Source organism: Paenibacillus castaneae (assembly GCF_002884445.1).
GTDB classification, from domain to species: domain Bacteria; phylum Bacillota; class Bacilli; order Paenibacillales; family Paenibacillaceae; genus Pristimantibacillus; species Pristimantibacillus castaneae.
In genome coordinates this window covers 4155827-4176345 of sequence record NZ_KZ614144.1, presented here as the reverse complement: position 1 = coordinate 4176345, position 20519 = coordinate 4155827, and the positions used below count along the sequence as shown (strand labels likewise).

General features: G+C 44.0%; 17 protein-coding genes and 1 riboswitch. Of the genes, 15 read left to right on the top strand and 2 right to left on the bottom strand.

The window, feature by feature from the left end; all coding sequences use genetic code 11:
- The first annotated feature begins 9 nt into the window (after positions 1 to 9).
- The 11 genes from CEF13_RS18935 (at position 10) to CEF13_RS28570 (ending at position 15970) form a co-directional block, all read left to right on the top strand.
- A complete protein-coding gene (locus tag CEF13_RS18935; RefSeq protein ID WP_102712955.1) occupies positions 10 to 2835 on the top strand; it encodes an extracellular solute-binding protein in 2826 nt (941 codons plus the stop codon).
- A gap of 40 nt (positions 2836 to 2875) precedes the next feature.
- The gene (locus CEF13_RS18930) at positions 2876 to 3838 is read left to right on the top strand and encodes a carbohydrate ABC transporter permease (protein ID WP_102712953.1); all 963 of its coding nucleotides are present in this window, start codon (positions 2876 to 2878) and stop codon (positions 3836 to 3838) included.
- Position 3839: 1 nt separating this feature from the next.
- Positions 3840 to 4712, top strand: a complete 873-nt coding sequence (locus tag CEF13_RS18925) for a carbohydrate ABC transporter permease (protein WP_102712951.1) — start codon at positions 3840 to 3842, stop codon at positions 4710 to 4712.
- Between the two features lie 19 nt (positions 4713 to 4731).
- A complete protein-coding gene (locus CEF13_RS18920) occupies positions 4732 to 6858 on the top strand; it encodes a YIP1 family protein (protein WP_102712949.1) in 2127 nt (708 codons plus the stop codon).
- A 29-nt stretch (positions 6859 to 6887) separates the two neighbouring features.
- Positions 6888 to 9494: a DUF5696 domain-containing protein gene (locus tag CEF13_RS18915; RefSeq protein WP_102712947.1), complete on the top strand. Its 2607-nt coding sequence runs from the start codon at positions 6888 to 6890 to the stop codon at positions 9492 to 9494.
- A gap of 24 nt (positions 9495 to 9518) precedes the next feature.
- Entirely contained in the window at positions 9519 to 10484 is a 966-nt protein-coding gene (locus tag CEF13_RS18910) for a carbohydrate ABC transporter permease (protein WP_102712945.1), read from the top strand.
- A gap of 5 nt (positions 10485 to 10489) precedes the next feature.
- On the top strand, positions 10490 to 11494 hold the full coding sequence (locus tag CEF13_RS18905) for a carbohydrate ABC transporter permease (protein WP_166742689.1): 1005 nt from the start codon (positions 10490 to 10492) through the stop codon (positions 11492 to 11494).
- Between the two features lie 38 nt (positions 11495 to 11532).
- Positions 11533 to 12642 (top strand): glycoside hydrolase family 76 protein, encoded by a 1110-nt coding sequence (locus CEF13_RS18900; RefSeq protein WP_102712941.1) that lies wholly within the window; start codon positions 11533 to 11535, stop codon positions 12640 to 12642.
- Between the two features lie 128 nt (positions 12643 to 12770).
- A complete protein-coding gene (locus tag CEF13_RS18895) occupies positions 12771 to 13919 on the top strand; it encodes a GntR family transcriptional regulator (RefSeq protein ID WP_102712938.1) in 1149 nt (382 codons plus the stop codon).
- Between the two features lie 225 nt (positions 13920 to 14144).
- Positions 14145 to 15206: a glycoside hydrolase family 76 protein gene (locus CEF13_RS18890; protein WP_243864293.1), complete on the top strand. Its 1062-nt coding sequence runs from the start codon at positions 14145 to 14147 to the stop codon at positions 15204 to 15206.
- A gap of 533 nt (positions 15207 to 15739) precedes the next feature.
- Positions 15740 to 15970: a hypothetical protein gene (locus CEF13_RS28570; protein ID WP_146022736.1), complete on the top strand. Its 231-nt coding sequence runs from the start codon at positions 15740 to 15742 to the stop codon at positions 15968 to 15970.
- A gap of 455 nt (positions 15971 to 16425) precedes the next feature.
- Here the strand turns inward: CEF13_RS28570 and CEF13_RS18880 are convergent, their stop codons facing one another.
- Positions 16426 to 16920, bottom strand: coding sequence for a hypothetical protein (locus CEF13_RS18880; protein WP_102712932.1), 495 nt, complete (start codon positions 16918 to 16920; stop codon positions 16426 to 16428).
- Between the two features lie 24 nt (positions 16921 to 16944).
- Positions 16945 to 18132 (bottom strand): MFS transporter, encoded by a 1188-nt coding sequence (locus CEF13_RS18875; RefSeq protein ID WP_102712930.1) that lies wholly within the window; start codon positions 18130 to 18132, stop codon positions 16945 to 16947.
- Positions 18133 to 18296: 164 nt separating this feature from the next.
- On the opposite strand from CEF13_RS18875, the gene CEF13_RS18870 reads away from it, so the two are divergent.
- The 4 genes from CEF13_RS18870 to paiA all read left to right on the top strand — a co-directional run bounded on the left by CEF13_RS18870 (position 18297) and on the right by paiA (position 20388).
- Positions 18297 to 18755, top strand: a complete 459-nt coding sequence (locus CEF13_RS18870; RefSeq protein ID WP_166742690.1) for a zinc ribbon domain-containing protein — start codon at positions 18297 to 18299, stop codon at positions 18753 to 18755.
- Between the two features lie 162 nt (positions 18756 to 18917).
- Positions 18918 to 19014, top strand: a riboswitch (guanidine-I (ykkC/yxkD leader).
- Between the two features lie 101 nt (positions 19015 to 19115).
- The gene (locus CEF13_RS18865) at positions 19116 to 19454 is read left to right on the top strand and encodes a DMT family transporter (RefSeq protein ID WP_102712926.1); all 339 of its coding nucleotides are present in this window, start codon (positions 19116 to 19118) and stop codon (positions 19452 to 19454) included.
- Positions 19454 to 19768 (top strand): DMT family transporter, encoded by a 315-nt coding sequence (locus tag CEF13_RS18860; protein WP_102712924.1) that lies wholly within the window; start codon positions 19454 to 19456, stop codon positions 19766 to 19768. Before CEF13_RS18865 ends, CEF13_RS18860 begins: the two co-directional genes overlap by 1 nt.
- A gap of 101 nt (positions 19769 to 19869) precedes the next feature.
- On the top strand, positions 19870 to 20388 hold the full coding sequence (paiA, locus tag CEF13_RS18855) for a spermidine/spermine N(1)-acetyltransferase (RefSeq protein WP_102712922.1): 519 nt from the start codon (positions 19870 to 19872) through the stop codon (positions 20386 to 20388).
- Positions 20389 to 20519: the final 131 nt, after the last annotated feature.

Sequence of the window (20519 nt, the reverse complement as noted above, 5' to 3'; positions counted from 1 at the left end):
GCAGGTCGAATGGCTATGAACAGTACATTAATGAAGTCTACTTTGTTTGCACTAGGATTATTGATGCTCGCGTTTGTATGGCCGAATAAGGCGCTGGCGAGTAACGATAATATGCTGGTCAAGCTGGAGAGCTATCGCGCGTATTTGGAGCAGCATGCTGATGAGGACATGGGATCAGCAGATATTGTCATTAAAGCTCATGATTACAAGCATGCAGACATGAATGTGGAAGTTTATGAAGATTTTGAAGGGATGAAAGGCAAGTCTTTACTGACTAGCGATACCGGTTCGATTGAATGGGAAATCGATGTTCTCGAAAGCGGTATGTATAACATTGAGGTGCTCTATTATCCCGTAGAAGGAAAAGGAAACTCGATAGAGAGAATGGTTACTATTGATGGGAAAGTGCCGTATAACGAAGCGAAATACATAAATTTGTCACGTATTTGGAAAGACACGGATGAGATCAGCCAAGACCGAAAAGGCAATGATATGAGACCGAAGCAAATGGAGGCGCCTAGATGGCGCAATGTGCTGCTGCACGATTTGCTTGGCTATTATAATGATCCATTAATGTTTTATTTGGAGAAAGGGCAGCATATCATCGGTTTGGAATCAGTTAGAGAATCGGTGATTTTAAATACCGTTCGTATTTATAAAGCGGAGGATCTTCCTACATATGCAGAAATAAGCGCCGATTACAAAGCGAAAGGCTATCAAGAAGCAGACGCCAAAATGATTAAAATACAAGCGCAGCATACGTATGAGAAGTCGGATAACACGCTTTATCCTATAGCTGACAGGTCTTCCGCCATAACGGAGCCTCAGGATCCTTCAAAGCTGCGCCTCAACAGCATAGGCGGCGATAAATGGAAAATGCCTGGACAGTGGATCAGTTATCGATTTACGGTCGAGGAAGCTGGATTATATAAAATTGCGACAAGGTTTAAGCAAAACAAGCTCGCCGGCATGTATGTCAATCGGAAAATAATGCTCGACGGGGCTGTCCCCTTTAAAGAGGCTGGAGCTATTACATTCCATTACGGAAGAAACTGGCAGGTTAAAGCATTAGGCGACAGCGAGCGAGAGTTTGCTTTCTACCTGGAAGCAGGCGAGCATGAGCTGACGATGGAGGTCACACTCGGACAATTGGCTGATGTGCTGAACCAGGTCGATGACAGCTTATTCCAATTGAATGCGGTATACCGCCAAATATTGATGATAACAGGAACAGAGCCGGATCTATATCGCGATTACGGATTTGAGAAGCTTATACCTGAAGCGATTGCTTCTATGAAGGAGCAGGCTGGCGTGCTTAGGGAAATAGCCGCTAATATGGAGGCTTTAATCGGACAAAAAGGTGAAAATATGGTGCTGCTCGATAAAATCGCCTTCCAGCTGGAGCAAATGGTTAAGGATCCGGAAGCTAATATAGCCAAAACATTCACGCCTTTCAAGGAAAATGTAGGCGCTCTCGGAACTTGGATTCTAACCGTGGGCGAGCAGCCGTTAACTTTGGATTATATAAGCGTCATGCCTGTGAAGGAGAAGCTGCCGAAAGCGGAAGCGTCCTTTATGAAACGAATGCTGTTTGAAAGCAAGTCCTTCTTTATGTCTTTCTTTGCGGATTACAATACACTCACGGCTGACGATCAGCAGACAGAGAAGCTGATTGAGGTGTGGCTGACATCGGGACGCGACCAATCTCAAATTATTAGAGAGATGATTAATGATACATTTACCCCCGAAACCGGCATTCAAGTAAAGCTCAAACTCATACCTGAGAATACGCTTCTACCATCGGTGCTTGCAGGGATTGGGCCGGATGTCGCGATGGGCAGTCTTACAGCAGAGCCTATTCAATATGCTTTGAGAAACGCCGTCGAGAATATTAAAAACATGCCCAATTATGATGAAATCGCCTCTCGCTTCCATCCAAGCGCAATCGTTCCGTTTGAGCTGGACGGCAAAGTGTATGCTTTGCCTGAGACACAATCCTTCCCAATGCTGTTTTATCGGAAAGATATTTTACAAAATTTAGGGCTGGAGGTTCCGGATACATGGGAGGAGTTTTATCGTCTAATCCCTGAAATCCAGAAGAGAAATATGCAAATCGGATTTCCGGCGGATATAACAGGCCTGCAAATATTTTTATATCAAAATGGTGGGGAGCTCTATAATACGCAGCGGAGCCGATCAACGCTGGAAGAGGATTTAACGATTGAAGCTTTCCAGAAGCAGACGGAGCTGTTTACAACCTACAAATTTCCGAGAGATTTTGATTTCGCCAACCGCTTCCGCACAGGAGAAATGCCTATCGGGATTGCGGATTACACCATCTATAACCAGTTGATCGCGTTCGCTCCTGAAATTAGAGGATTATGGGAGTTTGTTCCGCTTCCTGGAACGGTTATGGAGGACGGGACGTTGAATCGGGCAACGCCGTCGATCGGAACAGCCATCATGATGCTGAAAGACGCGGAAAATAAGGATGCTGCTTGGCGTTATATGGATTGGTGGACAAGTGCACAGACGCAGTCCAGATTCGGGAAGGAAATGGAAGCGATTCTCGGCAAAGCAGCTAAACAAGCAACAGCGAATTTGGAGGCGCTCGAAAATATGCCTTGGACCAAAAGCGAATTCGACAATCTCATGACAGGATGGTCCTTTGCCACGGGCACACCGGAGGTGCCGGGCGGCTATTATGTGACTCGGAGTATTGGATTTGCAGCTGCACTGGCTTATAACAATGGAGATCCGGAGTCTCTACTGGATTACGTAAAAGAAGTTAATGATGAAATAACGAGAAAAAGGCGGGAGTTCAAGCTGGAATGACCGTGACTTGTGACTTTATCGATTCAGGAGGACTCCAATCATGAATAAAGATTTGGCAATACGGGGAAATGCAATTTCGAAGAAGCCTGATTATTTTCTGAAGAGACGATTAGAGAAGGGTTGGAAATCGATCAAGAAGAATAGGGTCGCCTATCTATTCGCGGCCCCTTATATGATCTTGTTCTTCGCTTTTACGGCTTTGCCGGTTATAGTCTCACTGGGCTTAGGCTTCTTTTCATTCAACCTGCTGGAGGCGCCTATATTTGTAGGAATGGATAATTATATCAGGCTGTTTCTAGGCGACGATATTTTCATTAAGGCGATTGGCAATACTTTTCTATTAGCTGTCATGGTCGGTCCGATCGGCTTCTTAATGTGTCTGCTGTTCGCATGGCTCATTAATGAGCTGCCAAAGTCGTTAAGAACGATTCTGACTTTAATCTTCTATGCGCCCTCGATCTCTGGCAATATTTATTTGGTTTGGGGCATTTTCTTCAACAAGGATGCTTACGGTTATGCGAATGCGATTCTACTTCGCTATAACATCATTTCATCGCCTATTCTATGGTTTGAGAATCCGCAGTATATGATGCCGCTTGTCGTGGTTGTGGCACTATGGACCAGTGTCGGCACAAGCTTCCTATCCTTTATCGCCGGCCTGCAGGGAATTGACCGGACGCTGTATGAAGCGGCGGCAATGGATGGAGTAAAGAATAGATGGCAGGAGCTTTGGTACGTAACCTTGCCTTCCATGAAGCCGCAGCTGATGTTCGGTGCCGTGATGAGCATTACCGGCGCATTCGGTACAGGCGCCATCGTGACCGCCTTATGCGGAATGCCGAGTACCGGCTATGCGGCGCACACGATCGTGAACCATCTGGAGGATTATGGCTCCATTCGCTATGAGATGGGTTATGCTTCGGCCATCGCTACCATATTGTTTGTGATCATGATCGGCACCAACATTATTATTCAGAAGCTATTGTCGAAGGTAGGTGATTGAAATGATTCACATCAAGCTGCATAGAAGCAAGAGCGGTATTAAGCGGTCTTATTTCGCTGATTTTGGCATTTATCTGTTTTTGCTGCTATTCGGCATCTTTATGATGATGCCGATGGTGTATGCCATCTCCAATTCTATTAAGCCGCTGGAAGAGATTTGGTATTTCCCTCCCCGGTTTCTAGTTAATAATCCGACTCTCGAAAATTTTCGAGATTTAATGGTCGTCATGAGCGATTCATGGGTTCCATTCAGCAGATATATTTTCAATACCTTTTTTATTACAGCAGTCGGCACATTAGGCCATGTCGTGCTGGCATCCTTATGCGCATACGTACTATCCAAGCATCATTTCCCGGGAAAAGGTATTCTTTTCAGCGTAGTTGTGCTTTCCCTCATGTTTAGTGGCGCGGTTACTCAAATTCCAAACTTTATCATTATCTCAAAGCTAGGTTGGATCGATTCCTATCAGGCTATCATTATTCCAGCCTTCGCGTCCTCGCTTGGCTTGTATTTAATGAAGCAATTCATGGATCAGATGATTCCCGATGCTGTATTGGAGTCGGCTCGGATGGACGGCGCCAGCGAATGGAATATTTTCTGGAAGATCGTAATGCCGATGGTGAAGCCTGCCTGGCTGACGCTTATCATCTTCTCCATTCAAGGGCTGTGGGGAACCGGAGCCAATCACTTTATTCAAAGTGAGGAGCTGAAAACGTTAAACTATGCCTTGTCTCAAATATTAGCAGGGGGCATTGTTCGAACGGGAACAGGCTCAGCGGCTGCAGTGCTGATGATGATCGTTCCTATTATCGTATTTGTCATCTCGCAGTCGAAAATAATAGAGACCATGTCTGCATCAGGCATGAAAGAATAGGCTGGAAGGGGAAAAACGAATGGTCAGGAAAAAAGGGATCTTGTTTTTTGCCGCCTTATTACTGCTATGCAGCACCATGGTTGATTCAGCTTCCGCAATGGTTCCTTATAAAACCTATTTCTATGATTATGAAGGGGATTACTTTGTTTCGCCTGATGCGTATGTGCCCTATCGGGTGCTGAACGCCAAGGATATGGGTGTCGGGAATGAAGGGCTGAATCAGCCTATGGATCTGTTTGTGGACGAGAACAACCTTGTATACGTAGCGGACAGCGGAAGAAACAGGATACTTCTGCTTGATGAGCAGTATCAATTGAAGCGGGAAATCAATGAGTTCGTGCTAGAGGACGGCGTAACAAAGGATAGCTTCAACAATCCGATTGGCCTATTCGTATCGAAGGAAGGCCTAATCTACGTCGCAGACTCCAAGAACGCCCGGATAGTCGTGCTGCGCCAGAATGGCACATTAGAACGAATATTGGAAGCACCGGACTCAGAAGTATTCCCGGCCGGCTTTATCTATGAGCCGTCTGCACTTAGCGTTGATCCGGCTGGCCGAATTTATGTCATATCGAAGAGCACGAATATGGGGGTAATCGCCCTCAATGCAGACGGAGGGTTTGAAGGCTTCGAAGGAGCGGAGAAGGTCGTTCCGAAAGTGACCGATTTGTTCTGGAAGCTGGTTACGACCAAGGAGCAGAAGAGCCGTACGGCAAAGAGCGTTCCGACGGAGTATAACAATATTACGATTGATGAGCTAGGTTTCTCCTACGTTACGAGCAGCGCGCTCGAAGCAAGGAATCAATGGAGCGCAATGAAAAACCGGGATAAGTCAAGCAGGCATGCTCCAATCAAACGGCTGAATAACTTAGGCATTGATGTGTTAAAGCGCAACGGCGCCTTTCCGCCCGCTGGAGATATCCAGACTAACAAGGATGTGTCCCGCTTTATCGATGTCAGTCTAGCTCAGGACGGTGTCTACAGTACGCTTGATTCTACTCAAAATAAAATTTTCACCTATGACGATGAAGGTAATCTTCTATATGCCTTTGGCGGATATGGCAGTCAGAACGGTGTATTCCAAAGCGCTTCTGCGCTTGCTTATCAAGGCAGCAATCTGCTTGTTCTGGATAAAGATGCAGGCAAGCTGACCGTCTTCAAGCGGACGGAATACGGCGATGACATTGCCGCCGCGATTCATGCGCGCAAAACTCGCAAATACGATGATGCCATCGCAGCTTGGCAGCGCGTGCTGGAGAAAAATCCGTCGCTGGAGTTGGCTTATTCCGGTGTTGCACAGTCCAATATGCGCAAAGCAGAATACAGGGAAGCGATGAAAAACTACAAGCTCGCTAATGATTGGGAGCATTATTTCAAAGCATTCGCGGAATATCGCAAGGAAAAAATCAGCAAGCTGATTCTCCTTATTCCGATACTTGCAGTTATTTTGTTCTGGCTGCTGTATCGCTTCTTCAAATATGTGAAGAAACGGAACAGCTCGGGATGGAGAAAAGAAGGAAAACGAACGTTATGGGAAGAGCTGCTGTACGCCTTTCATGTCATTCTACATCCCTTCGACGGATTTTGGGATTTAAAGCATGAGAAGAGAGGCAGCATGCGTGGTGCGCTTATTATCGTTGGGCTCGTGATGGCGGCTGATATATTCAAGAAGCTGGCAGGCGGCTATATCTTGTATCCCACTGACTGGCGGGTAATTGAGCTGCAGGATACTGTACTCAGCGTGCTCATACCCTTCGGCTTATGGTGCTGCGTCAACTGGGGGCTTACAACATTAATGGACGGAGAAGGAAGCTTAAAGGATATTTTTATCGCGTCTGCTTACTCTCTCACGCCTATTGTCATGATCAGCATTCCGGTTACGATAATAAGCAATTTCGCATCCTTGCAGGAGCAGCCGTTTGTTGCCTTCTTTACTACGCTGTCTCTCGCTTGGTCACTGGGGCTCATCTTTATCGGCGTGCTGGTCACGAACGATTATACGCCTTTCAAAAACTTGTATGTGTCTGTGATTTCATTAATAGGAATGGGCTTTGTCGCCTTCCTCACGGTTCTATTTATTAATATTTTGCAAAATATGAATGCCTTCTTCACAACCATATTCAACGAAATTACATTCCGTCTATAGAAAAAAGCAGTAGATTGGAGGTCATCTATATGAAAGCGAAAGGGATCATCTGTGCGCTGCTGCTAGTTATGGGAGCTGCTCTAGCGCTGTGGAATCCAGCGAATGGGAAGCTTGTTGAAGCGGTAGGAGCAGAGGGAGAAGCTGAGCTGCCGGCTGCAGCCGATAGCGCTGCATTGAAGCTGCAGAAGCCTGTCAAGGATGGAGGATTGTCGCTTGCGGCTGAGAATGACCGCCTCCGCTTATATTTCGACAATCAATCCGGGGGAGTAGCTGTTGAGGATAAGGCTGCCGGAACTAAATTTTATTCCAATCCCGTCGATGCTTTGGAGGATTCGAAGGCGAGCGATGCGATGAAGGAGGAGCTGTTGTCCCAGATTAAGCTCGTCTACAACGTGAAAGGCAAGGAAGGCGAGCTGGATATGAACAGCTATACCCATGCCATGAAGCTGGATCAGGTGAGCTGGAGCAAAGTCGATCAAGGGTTGACAGTGGAAATGGTGTTGGGGCGCGAGGAGCAGCGGCGAATGCTGCCGCAGCAAATTACGAAAGCCAGCTTTGAGGAGAACATTCTTGACGCTATAGCTGCTGATCGGGATAAAAAAAGAATTCTTGCCTTTTATATTCAATATTCCCGTGACGATTTGAATGGCGCCAAAGGACAGGAGCTGCTATCTAAATATCCGATTCTGGAGAAAGAAGATATTTACATACTGAAATCCTCTATAACCGAGCGGGATAAGCGAGTATTAGAGGATTTTGTAAAGGCGGCAGGCTATACGTATGAGAAGCTGGAGGAGGACTACGAGCATGTCGGATATAACGGTGACGAAGCGGTCTTCCCTTATTTCAAGCTGAAGGTCGACTATTTGCTGGAGGATGAGGGGCTATCCGTCACCGTTCATAACAGTGAAATTCAGTATGATAAGGATCGCTTCAATTTAGTAAAGATGTCCGTATTGAATTATTTCGGAGCCGGGAAAACGGGCGAAGAAGGTTATCTATTTCTGCCGGACGGCTCGGGCACGCTTATTAACTTCAATAACGATGCAGACAAGAATACGCTTCTAACGACTGGTAAGCTGTATGGCCCGGATTATGCTTTATCCCAAAAGGCAAGAGGCAGCTTCAAACAGGAGTACCGGGCTCCGGTATTCGGAATTAAGAAAGGTGATACAGCGTTATTTTCCGTCATTGAAGAGGGAGACGCGGTTGCAGAAATTAACGGAATGATGGGCAATATTAATCATTCCTGGAACACAGCCTATGCCAGCTTTACGATTCGGAATAAGGATTCGTTTATCGAGAAGAACGCTTTCGAGCAAGCGCCTTGGATTATTTACGAAAAGAACGAATTCAGCGGAAATATCGTCATGCGCTACTTTTTTCTTACAGGTGAGGATGCAGACTATGTTGGCATGGCTGGCGCCTATCGACAGTACCTAATTGGTAAAGGAATTCTGAATAAGGTGAACCCGGAGGCAAATATTCCTTTCTATCTGGATACGATGGGCTCCGTCGATACGATGGTTAGAAAGCTGGGTATTCCCACTCGCAGCCAAGCGGCTGTCACTACGTTCGAGCAAGCCGGCCAGATGCTGGATCAGTTGTCAGGCAGCGGCGTTCATAATATGAAGCTGCGATATACAGCGTGGTATAACGGCGGCTATGATCATACCGCTCCTAGTGGAATGAAAGTGGAGAAGGTGCTTGGAGGCGCAAAGGGGCTGAAGAAGCTGGCAGCCAAAACAACGGAAATGGACGCGCGAATTTATCCAGATGTCGATTTCGTGACGGTCTCTTCCGACAAAGCCTTTGATGGGTTCAAGCCTCGAAAGGACAGTATCCGCTCTCTATTTCAAAAAATCAGCTACAAGGGCTTTCTGAACGTAGCTACTTTGGATTACGAGAGTAAGGTGTGGAGTATCGATCCGAGCAAGCTTCCCGGGTATTTCAGCCAATTTTCGAAGGATTATAATTCCTTGAAGCTGAACAGCATTTCCGTTGCCACCATGGGAGAGACGTTAAACTCCAACTTTAAAAACCACGAGCAAGTCAATCGGCAGCAATCGCAGACGATTAACGAAGAGGTGCTTGCTAAAGCAGAAGAGGCCTATGAAGATATCATTTCGGACAATGGCAATGCTTATATATTCCCATATGTGAATCATATATTGAATCTCCCGAATGAGGATAGCTCGTTTGCCATTGCAGACAAACAGGTTCCTTTTCTGCAAATCGCTTTGCATGGATATATTCAATATGCCAGCAAGCCGCTGAATTTGTCGAATGATTTGCGCCCGGCAATTCTGAAGGCGCTTGAATATGGAAGCGGTGTCTACTTTAAGCTGAATTACGGGGACAGCAGTCTATTGAAGGATGCATTCTTGTTCGATGAAGTGTATGCTTCCCAGTACGCGGATTGGAAGGAGCGGGCGGCGTCCATCTATGCGGAAATGAATGAGGCTTTGAAGGACGTTCAGGACCAGGCCATTGTCAAGCATGAGCAGCTCGATGAGAACGTGTTCAAAACGATATATGAGAACGGCAAAGCCATTATCGTCAACTATGGCGATCAAGAAACGAAGGTTGATGGGATTATGGTGGATGCGGTTGATTTTGCAGTCATCATCCCCTAACCCTTGCGAGGAGGAACTACGACAATGAGCAAATGGTCTGCAGCCTTAAGCATGAAGAAAAGGATGAATTTAACGGCGACGAAGAAGAGGGACTTAATGGGCTGGATATTCGTCAGCCCCTTCGTACTCGGTTTTATCCTGCTGTTCTTGGGTATATTCATTGATTCGTTCCGCTTCAGCTTTATGGAGGTGAATGTGTTATCCCAAGGCGGGTACTCCGAGAAATTCATCGGTATGGATAACTTCCATCACATACTCAGAATTGATCCTTACTTTAACAGGCAGCTGTATGATGCTGTACAAAATATGATTTTTGATATTCCTATTATCGTCATGTACAGCCTCTTCATAGCGGTACTGCTTAATCAGAAAATGAAAGGCAGAGCGATATTTCGAGCGATCTTCTTCATTCCGGTTATTCTGGCTACCGGCATTATTGATAAAGCGGATATGCGCAATTCCATTATGAATGCGTATCAGAGCATTCCGGGGCTCGATACCGGAATTGCAGCTGTCAATGAGTCAGCCGGCGGTATGTTCAGCAACCTGCAATTGAAAAAGTATATGTACCAAATGTTCGACTTCAGCCCAGCTCTCGTGAATATTACGGTAGGAGCCGCGGAAAATATTTATAATGTGGTCAATCATTCAGGTGTGCAAATTCTGATCTTCTTAGCCGGACTGCAGGCGATTTCATCGTCTATATACGAATCGGCCAAAATTGAGGGATGCTCCGGCTGGGAGAGCTTCTGGAAAATAACGTTTCCGCTGATTAGTCCGCTTATTTTGGTCAATATCATCTACTCGATTGTGGATTCCTTCACGGGCGGCAAGAATCAGATCATGGATCGAATCACGTCGACCATGAAGCTTGGCCAGTATGGGACCGCCTCAGCGATGGCGTGGATCTATTTCCTGGTGGCGGCACTCTTTATTATCGTCATCGGACTAATCGCAAGTCGGTTTGTATTTTATCAGAATAAGGAGTGATGGATATGAGCGGAGTGCAGGCGGGCGCGCCTATTGCAGCGAAGGGGAAAAGGCTGCTAAACGAAAAGCTGCGGAACAAATATTTCAAGCTCTTTTTTGTAAACCGCTTGTTTTGGGCCATAATGCGGTATTTGCTCCTGATCGGGCTAGCGTTTCTTATTCTCTATCCGCTGCTCGTTAAGCTGTCGAACAGCTTTATGAGCGCTCAGGATCTGATCGACGGAACGGTGCGTTTCGTTCCTAGGCAGGCGACATGGTTCAATTATGAGACCGTATTTAAGCACACATCGTTTCTAAAAAGCCTGTCCAATACGTTCCTTATCTCATTTATGAGCGGCGCTTTGCAAATGCTGGTATGCACGATGGTCGGTTATGGTCTAGCGCGATTTAACTTCAAGGGGAAGGGAATCGTGTTTACGCTGGTGGTGCTTACGATATTGATTCCTCCTCAGACCTATATGATTTCTCTTTATATGAAATTCAGCTTTTTTGATATATTCGGGCTTATGTCCGCTATTAGTGGCGGAAGCATTCGACTTATGGACTCCATGTGGCCGATGGCGATACTCTCTATTATTGGATTCGGCTTTAAGAACGGCCTTTATATTCTGATTATGCGTCAATATTTCAAAGGAATTCCGAAGGAGCTGGAAGAGGCGGCTTATGTGGACGGTTCAGGCCTGTTCCGAACGTTCGCTCGAATTATACTGCCTATTTCGTTTTCGATGATGATAACGATCTTTATCTTCTCCTTTGCTTGGCAGTGGACGGACAGCTTCTATTCCTCCATGTTCTTCAGTCAGCTCAAGCTGCTGTCCAGTTCGCTGCTGATGGGCTTTGAAGGGTTGATGCTGGAGGGCAATACTTTGGGACTCAAGCCGGGTCAGCCACTTACCGCAACACTAACCAATACGATGTCACTTTTGATTATTACGCCATTAATTATTTTGTATTTATTCGCCCAGAAATATCTCGTTGAAGGCATTGAGCATAGTGGGATTGTCGGATAGCTGCTTGATCGGAGTAGAGGAGAGGAGGGTCGTATGATATGAAAAGGATGTGCATATTATTGGTTGGAAGTATTCTACTGTCTGGCTGCAGCGATAATGGCAGCAAGAAGGAAAACTACAGCATTCATGCGGAATGGGCAGAGGAAATGTTCATTAAGCATTATTGGAATGAGAACGGCAAGCTTATCCATAATGCTTATCCCTATAGTAAAGAGCGTGAGGGCAACCTAAATTATTGGTGGAAAGCTCACGCAGTGGATGCGATGATGGACGGTTATGATCGAACAGGCGATGAACAATATGCCCGAAAGGCAGAGGACATTGTAAAGAGCATCATCAAGCTTAACGGCTCGTTGTTTAATGAATTTTATGATGATATGGAATGGCTTGCATTGGCGGCTCTAAGGCTGTACGACGCTACCGAAAGTGAAACGGTGAAAAATTACGTAATCAAGCTTTGGGGAGATATCAAGACGGCATGGTGGGAAGATGAACTTGGGGGCTTAGCTTGGAAAAAGGATCAACGCCAGAGCCGGAATGCTTGTTCCAATGGACCGGCTGCCATATTGGCGGCAAGGCTCTACGAGCGATTCGGCAGCGAAGAGGATTTGGAATGGTCCAAAAAAATATTTGCATGGCAGAAAGAGCATTTGGTTGATCCGGAAACCGGCAATGTATACGATGGGCTGGAATTGAAAGCGGACGGCACAATTGATGTGAATAAAAATTGGATTTTTACGTATAACCAAGGCACTTATATAGGTGCGGCGGTTGAGCTTTATAAACAAACAGGAGACAAAGGCTACTTGGCAGATGCTGAGAAGACTGCCGCAGCAGCTTTAGCTTACCATGTCCATGAAGGGACAGGGATGATGAAGGAGGAAGGGACGGGAGACGGCGGATTGTTCAAAGGTATTCTCATTCGCTACCTAACCCAATTATATGAAGTCAACAAAGACAGCAAAATAAAAGAGATGATTGATCACAACGCAGACGTCTTGCTTTCCAAAGGCAGTACGCAAGAGGAGGGCTTATTTGGAACCGCATGGGATAAGCCTCATCAAGAGCCTCTCGATTTATCCGTGCAATTGAGCGGGGTTTTCTTATTGGAAGCAGCCGCCAAAATTGAAAAAGGGGATAAAAAATAATTTTTCACAGGCGTAAAAAGGTGATGGCATCACTGCTGTCATTCTTTCTACGTTTTTCCTTATTGATGTCGTAAAAAGAAAGATGTATAGTTGATATATCAAGATTCCATGACAAGGTAGGTCGGCTGATGGAGAATCCCTTATACGAACAGATTTTTAACTACATTTTCCAGAAAATCAATGATGGTGAACTGAAGAACGGCGAACGAGTGCCATCAGAAAAAGAGCTGGCTGCCCACTTCAATGTCAGCCGAATCACATCGAAAAAAGCGTTGGAGATGCTCTCGCAATATAAATTAATTGATCGAATACAAGGGAAGGGCTCTTTTGTTGCAGAGGTCATTCCCGATTTGCATGAAATTAAAGTCCAGAAGCAGAAGCAGACGGAAGGCGCTGAAGTAAAGCGGGAAAACGAAGATTTGCGTATGGTGGGTGTGATTCTGCCTGATTTCGGAGACTCGTTCGGTGCGGCACTCCTAAGAGGCATAGAGGAGCAATGTGCGATTAACGGCTGCGTCATGATCATGAAGCTGACGTATGACAATCTTGGGGAAGAGGAAGCTGCGATTCGCTCCTTCGTCAAGCTTGGCGTGGACGGCATAATCGTATTTCCAGTTCACGGCGAGCTTTATAATTCCGAGCTTCTCCGTTTGGTGTTGGACGGGTTTCCAATTGTTCTAGTGGACAGATACCTTAAAGGCATCGCAGCAAGCGCGGTGTTTACGGACAACCGGAAAGCAGCGTTTGACCTGACCAATCTTCTGATGGAGAAAGCGGGCTCTGAGATCGGCTTCCTATCTACGCCAGCCGAGAATACAACGACCATTGAAGATCGGATAATGGGCTTTAACGACGCTTGCACTCAGAGAGGCTTGACGCCAAGACCGGAACATATGATGACCAATCTGTACAGCTCCTTGCCGCAATCATTTGATACCATTAAGGTACAATATGATATTACGACTTTACGTAGATTTGTGGAGTCGAATACAGAGCTGAAGGCGTATGTCGTATCGGAATACAATCTGGCACTCCTGCTGCGGGAAGTGCTGCTGTCCATGGGGAAAAACATTCCTGAGGATTATCAAATCGTGTGCTTCGACTCTCCTGATCAGCCGTTCGATGATTATTTATTTACACACGTTCGGCAGAATGAGCGGGAGATTGGCCGGCACGCTGTCGCGCTGCTATTGTCCATGTGGCACCATGAGGCGACAGAGCTCAACAATATTGTAGAGCATGAAATCGTAATGGGGAAATCGACGCTAACAACCTAGCTTTAATAGCTGGTTGAACAGACTTCAATGTCTATTCAACCAGCTATTCGTGCTTTCGTATAAACTCCCTTCAATAAGGTTATTCTTCGGCTGAATGTGCAGCTTGGAGAAGACCTTTTTTGTTGCAAAAGAATTCGTGATTTTGTAGATGATATATTGACATGTTGATATACAAAATATAGTATATTATTTGTGAATGATTATAATCAAATGAGGATGGTGACAATGGAGAGCATTATCAAAACAATGACATGGAATGCGAAAGCTGAGCAGGCGCAGCGAACGCTGGATAATCGTTTCTGGAATTCGAGTATCCGTATGTATGATATACTCACGCCTTGCCCAGGCGGCTCGTGCAACACGATTTTTCACTATTGGTGGATGGCTCACGCCGTTGAAACGCTTGTAGACGGCTGGAATCGTACGGGTGACTCCTTCTTTAAACAGAGGCTGTCCATGCTTCACCAGGGTATCCTCACGCGTAATGGCGGAGAATGGCCGAATAACCTTTATGACGATATGGAATGGATGGCAATCGGCTGGCTTCGCGCTTACGAGATTGATGAGGACGAGACTTATAAGCAGACAGCTGAGACGCTTTGGGAAGATATTAAGACAGGCTGGAATGAAGTGATGGGCGGCGGGATTGCATGGCAGAAAACCCAGCTGGATTATAAGAATACACCAGCGAACGCCCCTGCTTCCATTCTAGCGGCACGGTTCTATAAAGCGTTCGGCAGGAAGGACGATTTGGAATGGGCGATCAAAATCTATGACTGGCAGAAGGAAATGCTAGTTGACCCGGAAACGGGCTTCGTATGGGATGGCCTCAACCGTCTAGGCGACGGGGTGATCGACAAGGACTGGAAATTCACCTATTGCCAAGGTGTATTTATCGGCGCTGCAGTTGAGCTATATGGAATTACAGGCGATAAAGGGTATTTAGAAGATGCGAAGCGAACTTGGCATGCGGCAATCAAGGAGCTGGCGATGAACGAAAGCGGACTTATGCCTGCAGAAGGCGGTGGGGATGCCGGGCTGTTCAAAGGGATTTTTGTCCGCTACGCGGGCGAACTGGCTCAAGCGCTGAACGACGGACGGGAAGTGGCTGGTATTCTGGCATCCAATTCCTCGACCTTGTGGAGCAGTATTTCAAACCCTGATGAGGCTTTGTTCGGGAAGAGCTGGGACGAAGCTCCGACAGAAGATGTTGAGCTTAGCACACAGCTTAGCGGTGTCATTCTTCTTGAAACGGCGGCGCTTCTTGAGAAGCAAGGATTGTTGTAAAGGGATTTAAAGAGTAAATTGGTCTTTTCATATTAGATATGTGTATGTGTAAGTGTTCATCCCAACCGATCCGATTAATTCTTCACAATCCTTTATCGTTTTTAAAAAGGACGGTTACCCTGCAAATATACAGGATAGCCGTCCCTTAACCCCTCGCTAATTGTAGAATTTCCAACTTTCGTATCAAATGAGTTCCTCCCGGATCAAGTAACTGCAAAAGCTACATCTATTTCTTCGATATACTCCAACTATTTACGTTTAACTGTATTTGCTACAACTAATTCGACGTTTTTTTGTTAAACTATAGATTTTAGGTAGAATTAACGTGAGCTTATACAGCTAAAGGGTCTCTAAATGCTTCAACACTCGGAATTAGCTGCATCTTTTCCATTTAGTCGTTTTCCCTTTTCTCCACGTATATCCTCCGCAACACTTTTACTCTAAGGAGTTCAGAATTTCGCATATTCTATAAGGCGTTTTCTCTCATTTATTGGTATGATATGAGAAAAGATATTTGAGCAGGGAGATAAACCATGATTATAAGCATGCGGTCTGCCATGAAAATCTCTCCGAACCTTCTATGGTCCAATTTGAGCAGCACCTCCACTTTTCAGAAAGTGTCATCCCCATTAATGAGATTCAAATATGCAGGCCACACCGCATTTCCAACACATTGGAGTGAAGGCGAAACCTACAAATTGAATATGTTTTTGTTTGGCTTTATACCGCTTGGTGAGCATTCCATTTCATTTAATAAAGACTGATGAAGCAGCAAAAATAATATGCACCGATGAATCAGGACGGATGATCAAATGCTGGAAACATACGATGCAGGTGCATACGGAAACGGAAGAGCAGACCACAATCTTTCGAGATGAATTATATTTTCACAATGGTCTTTTTACGATACCGACTTATTTCGGGGTCTATTTGTTTTTTGTGTATAGACATCTGAGAATCAAGCAATTAATTAAAAAGGGCATGTTGGTTTAAATAAAAAAATAAAGAGAAGACGGTGCAGCACAAATGAAGAGAAAAAACTTTCTTATGGTTACGATATTAAATGTAATAACAGCTGCTTGTTTTCTACTTGCCGGACTCTTGTCTGACAATCATAATGCCAAATACGGATTTTTTATAGTAGGCGCTCTTTTTGTCATAACTGCAGTATTGAATTTCATCAATTACAAGAAGAAAAAATAAGATGAGCAGAGCAGGACTAAAACATGGATTTTATTTTTCCTGAGTACTTATCAACGGTATACCATCCGAAGGTCGCGGTATGCCCTTCGCCGGTTTTGGTATTATCAATAACAATCTCAAAAACTTGAATGACATAGTTGCCATCCTCATCAAGGTGATCCAGGTTTATTTTATAGCTGGAAGGTACCTTATATTGCTTCTTTACGAGTTGGATCGCTTGATCCGAAGTAATGCCTTTGATTGCAGGTGCCTTGCCGATATATAGATCGCTCCGAGTGAAATCAGCGTTTAATGGTTTATCTAGTGCAGTGGAGAGTGCTCGAATAGGCGCATAGGTCACACCATTGTAAATGATAACTTCTTGCGTTGATTTCCGTATCCCATCTACAAATATATTCATTTCTTTGAAGGTGGAAGTTATTTTCATACTATAATCAGCATAAACAGTTGTTCCGGCAAACGCAGCTCCAATCACCAAGCCGATAATAAGACCTTTTGTTTTATCCTTCATTGCAATCATTCTCTCCTTTTACTACTAGTTTGCCTGTTTGGCAGCAGATGATTCACGATTGCGCATTCTCCAGAAGAACATAGCGAAAACAGCTACACATACGAGTGCGATGATTGAATTGTACATAAATACACGGCGAAGCCCGAAGCTGGTTGTTGCGATACCGCCGGCTAAGCTCCCGATGATGCGGGCAACACCGAGATTCATTAGACCGTTGAACGTTTGACCGCTCGCTTTCAATTCCTTAGGCACTTCCTTATTAATATAAGTCGCCATTGTAACGGTAAGAACAATGAAAATGAGACCATGCAAGGCTTGAACCGGCAGCGCCCAAATTGGCGTCTCGATGACGGAGAAAAGATACCACCGCAGAGCTGTAAAGCATGCAGCACCTAATAAAATATACGGAATACGCACTCGTTTAAAGATTTTATCGGCAAACAGCAAAAAAGGAACTTCGCTTAATGACGAAATAACCATCGACCAACCAAGAAGGACATTATCTCCTCCGAGTTCTCTGAAGTACATAGGGAAGAACGCGTAATAGTACCCTAAAGTGATCTGCAATATGAAATTGATTCCGAAATAGACCATTAGCATCCGATTGCGAAAGAGCACTAAGATCGACATTTTCCGACCTTGGGATTGGTGCCCTTCCACAGAAGGGAATTTTAGAACGAGCAGAAAACAGACCACGATAATACTAGAATATACAGCGAATAAGGAGCCGATATGGTTCTTGGAAATAATTCCGAACACAAGCGACATAATAGCAAACCCGATCGTTCCTCCCATACGGATATGCCCAAAGCTGCCCATTTTACGCTTATCCAGCACTTCAAGAGTTATCGTGTCACTGATGGCGAAGATCGAAGTCTGGAAAAAAGTAAAAATACAAATCATGATTAATAAATAAGTAAAATGGTTGGACAAGGGGTATAAAATCATCGAAATCCCGCAGCCTGCCAACAAAATAAGCAGAATAAAGTTTTTTGTTCTAGCCCGATCTCCAAGTGCGCCCCAGAGAGGTTGAGCCAGTATGGCTACGAATGGACCAAAGCTGAGCAGCGTACCGATCTGTAAAGCGGAAAAACCGATATCCTGAAAATAAAGCGGGAGGAATGTGCCGTACACAGCATTTCCAGCATAAATAAATACATAAAAGAATAAAAAATAGATTAGGCTTACCTTCGTTGCATGGCTGTTTTTCATGGAGACCTCACCTTAAGAGATATAGTTATGATCATGCATTATACGGAATTATCTTACAAATGAATAGAGCTATTATTATCATCTGACATATTTCGACATATCGATTTTATTTTACATGATATGATGAAATGAACTTAAATACGGATAAGGAGGCTATTCTAAATATGGCTTCAAAAATATGCAGCAATTGCGGTGAAAGCAACAGCGAGAGCGCTTTCCTATGTATTCAATGCAGTGGATCGCTTAAAGACTCCGAAGTAGTTGGAACACCGAATTCTTTAAAAACATTTAAGGCAATCGATAGGGAACGGATTTGTTCCCATTGTAATGAGAAATTAGGTGCGAATGATTCCAAGTGTAAATATTGTGGGACAGTATATACCAAGAAAACAAGCGGCAGCTCTTACTTGCCATCAGATGGATATGCGAGCAGCGGAAATTTTGGATGTGCAACAGTCCTACTTTTTATAGTAACATTCTTTATTCCAATTGTGGGCTTAATTGTAGGGGGTATATTTGCATTAAATGATGATCCGGAGAAACAATCGATCGGAAAAGCTTTGTTGATATTTGGACTTGTGATGATCGTGGTTAGTGTGGTTTTTTATATGATTATTTTGTAGTGAGGTAGCGTAAAAGACTAACCGCAGTTGCATTTAGTATGGTAGCTATACTGAATGTTTAACAATATGATAGTTAATTTTTTCCGCAGATTAAGTGATAATTGGCTTTTGTTGGAATCAATTAAAAGGTTGATAAATAAAAAGAGTTGTGTATAATTTGAATGGAATGTTATCTAGGGTTCCGCGATCTAAATCGGCTGGTCCAAGAGATAATCACAACTGATAGGTTGTGTCACGGAGGGATAAAAGCCCGGGAGATAAACTGTTAACGACAGTTTGTTTCCCAGGCTTTTTTTTTTATTTTTGCTGCATTTGGAAATACTAGGTTTTGCGTAATTTTAAAGGGGAGTGTGAAAAGAAATGAACAAAACATGGTTGTCGGTAATTATTGCTGCTTTATTCGAGGTAGGATGGGTCATTGGATTAAAATATGCAAACGGGATTTTGGAATGGGGAGCTACAGTGATTGCTATTATTGTAAGCTTCACATTGATGATTTTGGCTTCTCGTTCAATTCCTGTGGGTACTGTTTATGCTGTTTTTGTTGGCTTAGGTACAGCTGGTACAGTATTAGCGGAAATCATTTTGTTTGGCACTCCAGTTCAAATAGGCAAGATTGTGCTCATCGGAATTCTGTTATTAGGTGTTATTGGGCTGAAAATGCTAAGCAAAGAGAAAAAACGGGAGGTAGGTAACTAATGGATTGGGTATATCTTATTTTAGCTGGAATATTTGAAATGTCCGGAGTTCTCATGATAAATAAGATGATCAAAGACCGTAACGTAACATCATTTCTTTTATTATTTGCAGGATTCGGATTAAGCTTTTTATTCCTGTCATTGGCAATGAAAACCCTCCCGATGGGAACAGCATATGGAGTATGGACAGGTATAGGTGCGTCCGGTGGAGCAATTCTTGGAATGATATTTTATGGGGAACCAAAAAATATCTTGAGAATTTTGTTTATAGCTATGGTACTCGGATCTGCAGTGGGCTTGAAGTTAGTTAGCTAAAGTAACAGTAATGTTGAAAACGGCACTCATTTGGTTTGGTACCTATTTGTAAAAAAGGGAACACAAGAAATTATTGACTCAATAAAAGGAGGACAAATAAAATGACTATAAATATAAAAAAGTGCACGTTTGAAGATCTAGGCTTACTTCAAGAAATTAGTGTTGAAACATTTAATGAGACATTTAAGAATCAAAATTCACCTGGAAATATGAAAGCCTACTTGGAAAGAGCATTTAACTTAAAACAATTAGAACAAGAATTACCCAATATTTCTTCGCAATTCTTTTTTGTTTATTTTAATAATGAAGTCGCTGGATATTTAAAGGTAAATACCAATGATGCTCAGACTGAAGGAATGGGGAATGAATCACTTGAAATCGAGAGGATTTATATAAGAAACAAATTTCAAAAACATGGGCTTGGTAAATATCTGCTAAATCAAGCTATTAAAATTGCGATAGAACTTAATAAAAAGAAAATTTGGCTAGGCGTATGGGAAAAAAATGAAAATGCTATTGTTTTTTATAAGAAAATGGGGTTTGTTCAAACCGGAGCCCACTCTTTTTATATGGGTGACGAAGAACAAGTGGACTTTATAATGACCAAAACACTCATATAACATTTCTCTGAAATGATATTCAACGAACGTCGAACGTTAGTTCAGCGCTCCAGGGAGCAGCATTTCTTGGTATATACAATAAGCGTTAAAAGTGTTCAATTCCATTTGGTGCTTTTTAATCGTGTTGATGT

Bases quoted from the DNA above. Each gene is read 5' to 3' on its own strand.
- CEF13_RS18920 (WP_102712949.1), top strand. From the start codon at position 4,732: ATGGTCAGGAAAAAAGGGATCTTGTTTTTTGCCGCCTTATTACTGCTA.
- CEF13_RS18930 (WP_102712953.1), top strand. From the start codon at position 2,876: ATGAATAAAGATTTGGCAATACGGGGAAATGCAATTTCGAAGAAGCCT.
- CEF13_RS28570 (WP_146022736.1), top strand. From the start codon at position 15,740: ATGATTATAAGCATGCGGTCTGCCATGAAAATCTCTCCGAACCTTCTA.
- CEF13_RS18935 (WP_102712955.1), top strand. From the start codon at position 10: ATGGCTATGAACAGTACATTAATGAAGTCTACTTTGTTTGCACTAGGA.
- CEF13_RS18890 (WP_243864293.1), top strand. From the start codon at position 14,145: ATGGAGAGCATTATCAAAACAATGACATGGAATGCGAAAGCTGAGCAG.
- paiA (WP_102712922.1), top strand. From the start codon at position 19,870: ATGACTATAAATATAAAAAAGTGCACGTTTGAAGATCTAGGCTTACTT.
- CEF13_RS18860 (WP_102712924.1), top strand. From the start codon at position 19,454: ATGGATTGGGTATATCTTATTTTAGCTGGAATATTTGAAATGTCCGGA.
- CEF13_RS18905 (WP_166742689.1), top strand. From the start codon at position 10,490: ATGAGCGGAGTGCAGGCGGGCGCGCCTATTGCAGCGAAGGGGAAAAGG.
- CEF13_RS18875 (WP_102712930.1), bottom strand. From the start codon at position 18,132: ATGAAAAACAGCCATGCAACGAAGGTAAGCCTAATCTATTTTTTATTC.
- CEF13_RS18900 (WP_102712941.1), top strand. From the start codon at position 11,533: ATGAAAAGGATGTGCATATTATTGGTTGGAAGTATTCTACTGTCTGGC.
- CEF13_RS18880 (WP_102712932.1), bottom strand. From the start codon at position 16,920: ATGAAGGATAAAACAAAAGGTCTTATTATCGGCTTGGTGATTGGAGCT.
- CEF13_RS18895 (WP_102712938.1), top strand. From the start codon at position 12,771: ATGGAGAATCCCTTATACGAACAGATTTTTAACTACATTTTCCAGAAA.
- CEF13_RS18915 (WP_102712947.1), top strand. From the start codon at position 6,888: ATGAAAGCGAAAGGGATCATCTGTGCGCTGCTGCTAGTTATGGGAGCT.
- CEF13_RS18865 (WP_102712926.1), top strand. From the start codon at position 19,116: ATGAACAAAACATGGTTGTCGGTAATTATTGCTGCTTTATTCGAGGTA.
- CEF13_RS18910 (WP_102712945.1), top strand. From the start codon at position 9,519: ATGAGCAAATGGTCTGCAGCCTTAAGCATGAAGAAAAGGATGAATTTA.
- CEF13_RS18925 (WP_102712951.1), top strand. From the start codon at position 3,840: ATGATTCACATCAAGCTGCATAGAAGCAAGAGCGGTATTAAGCGGTCT.
- CEF13_RS18870 (WP_166742690.1), top strand. From the start codon at position 18,297: ATGGCTTCAAAAATATGCAGCAATTGCGGTGAAAGCAACAGCGAGAGC.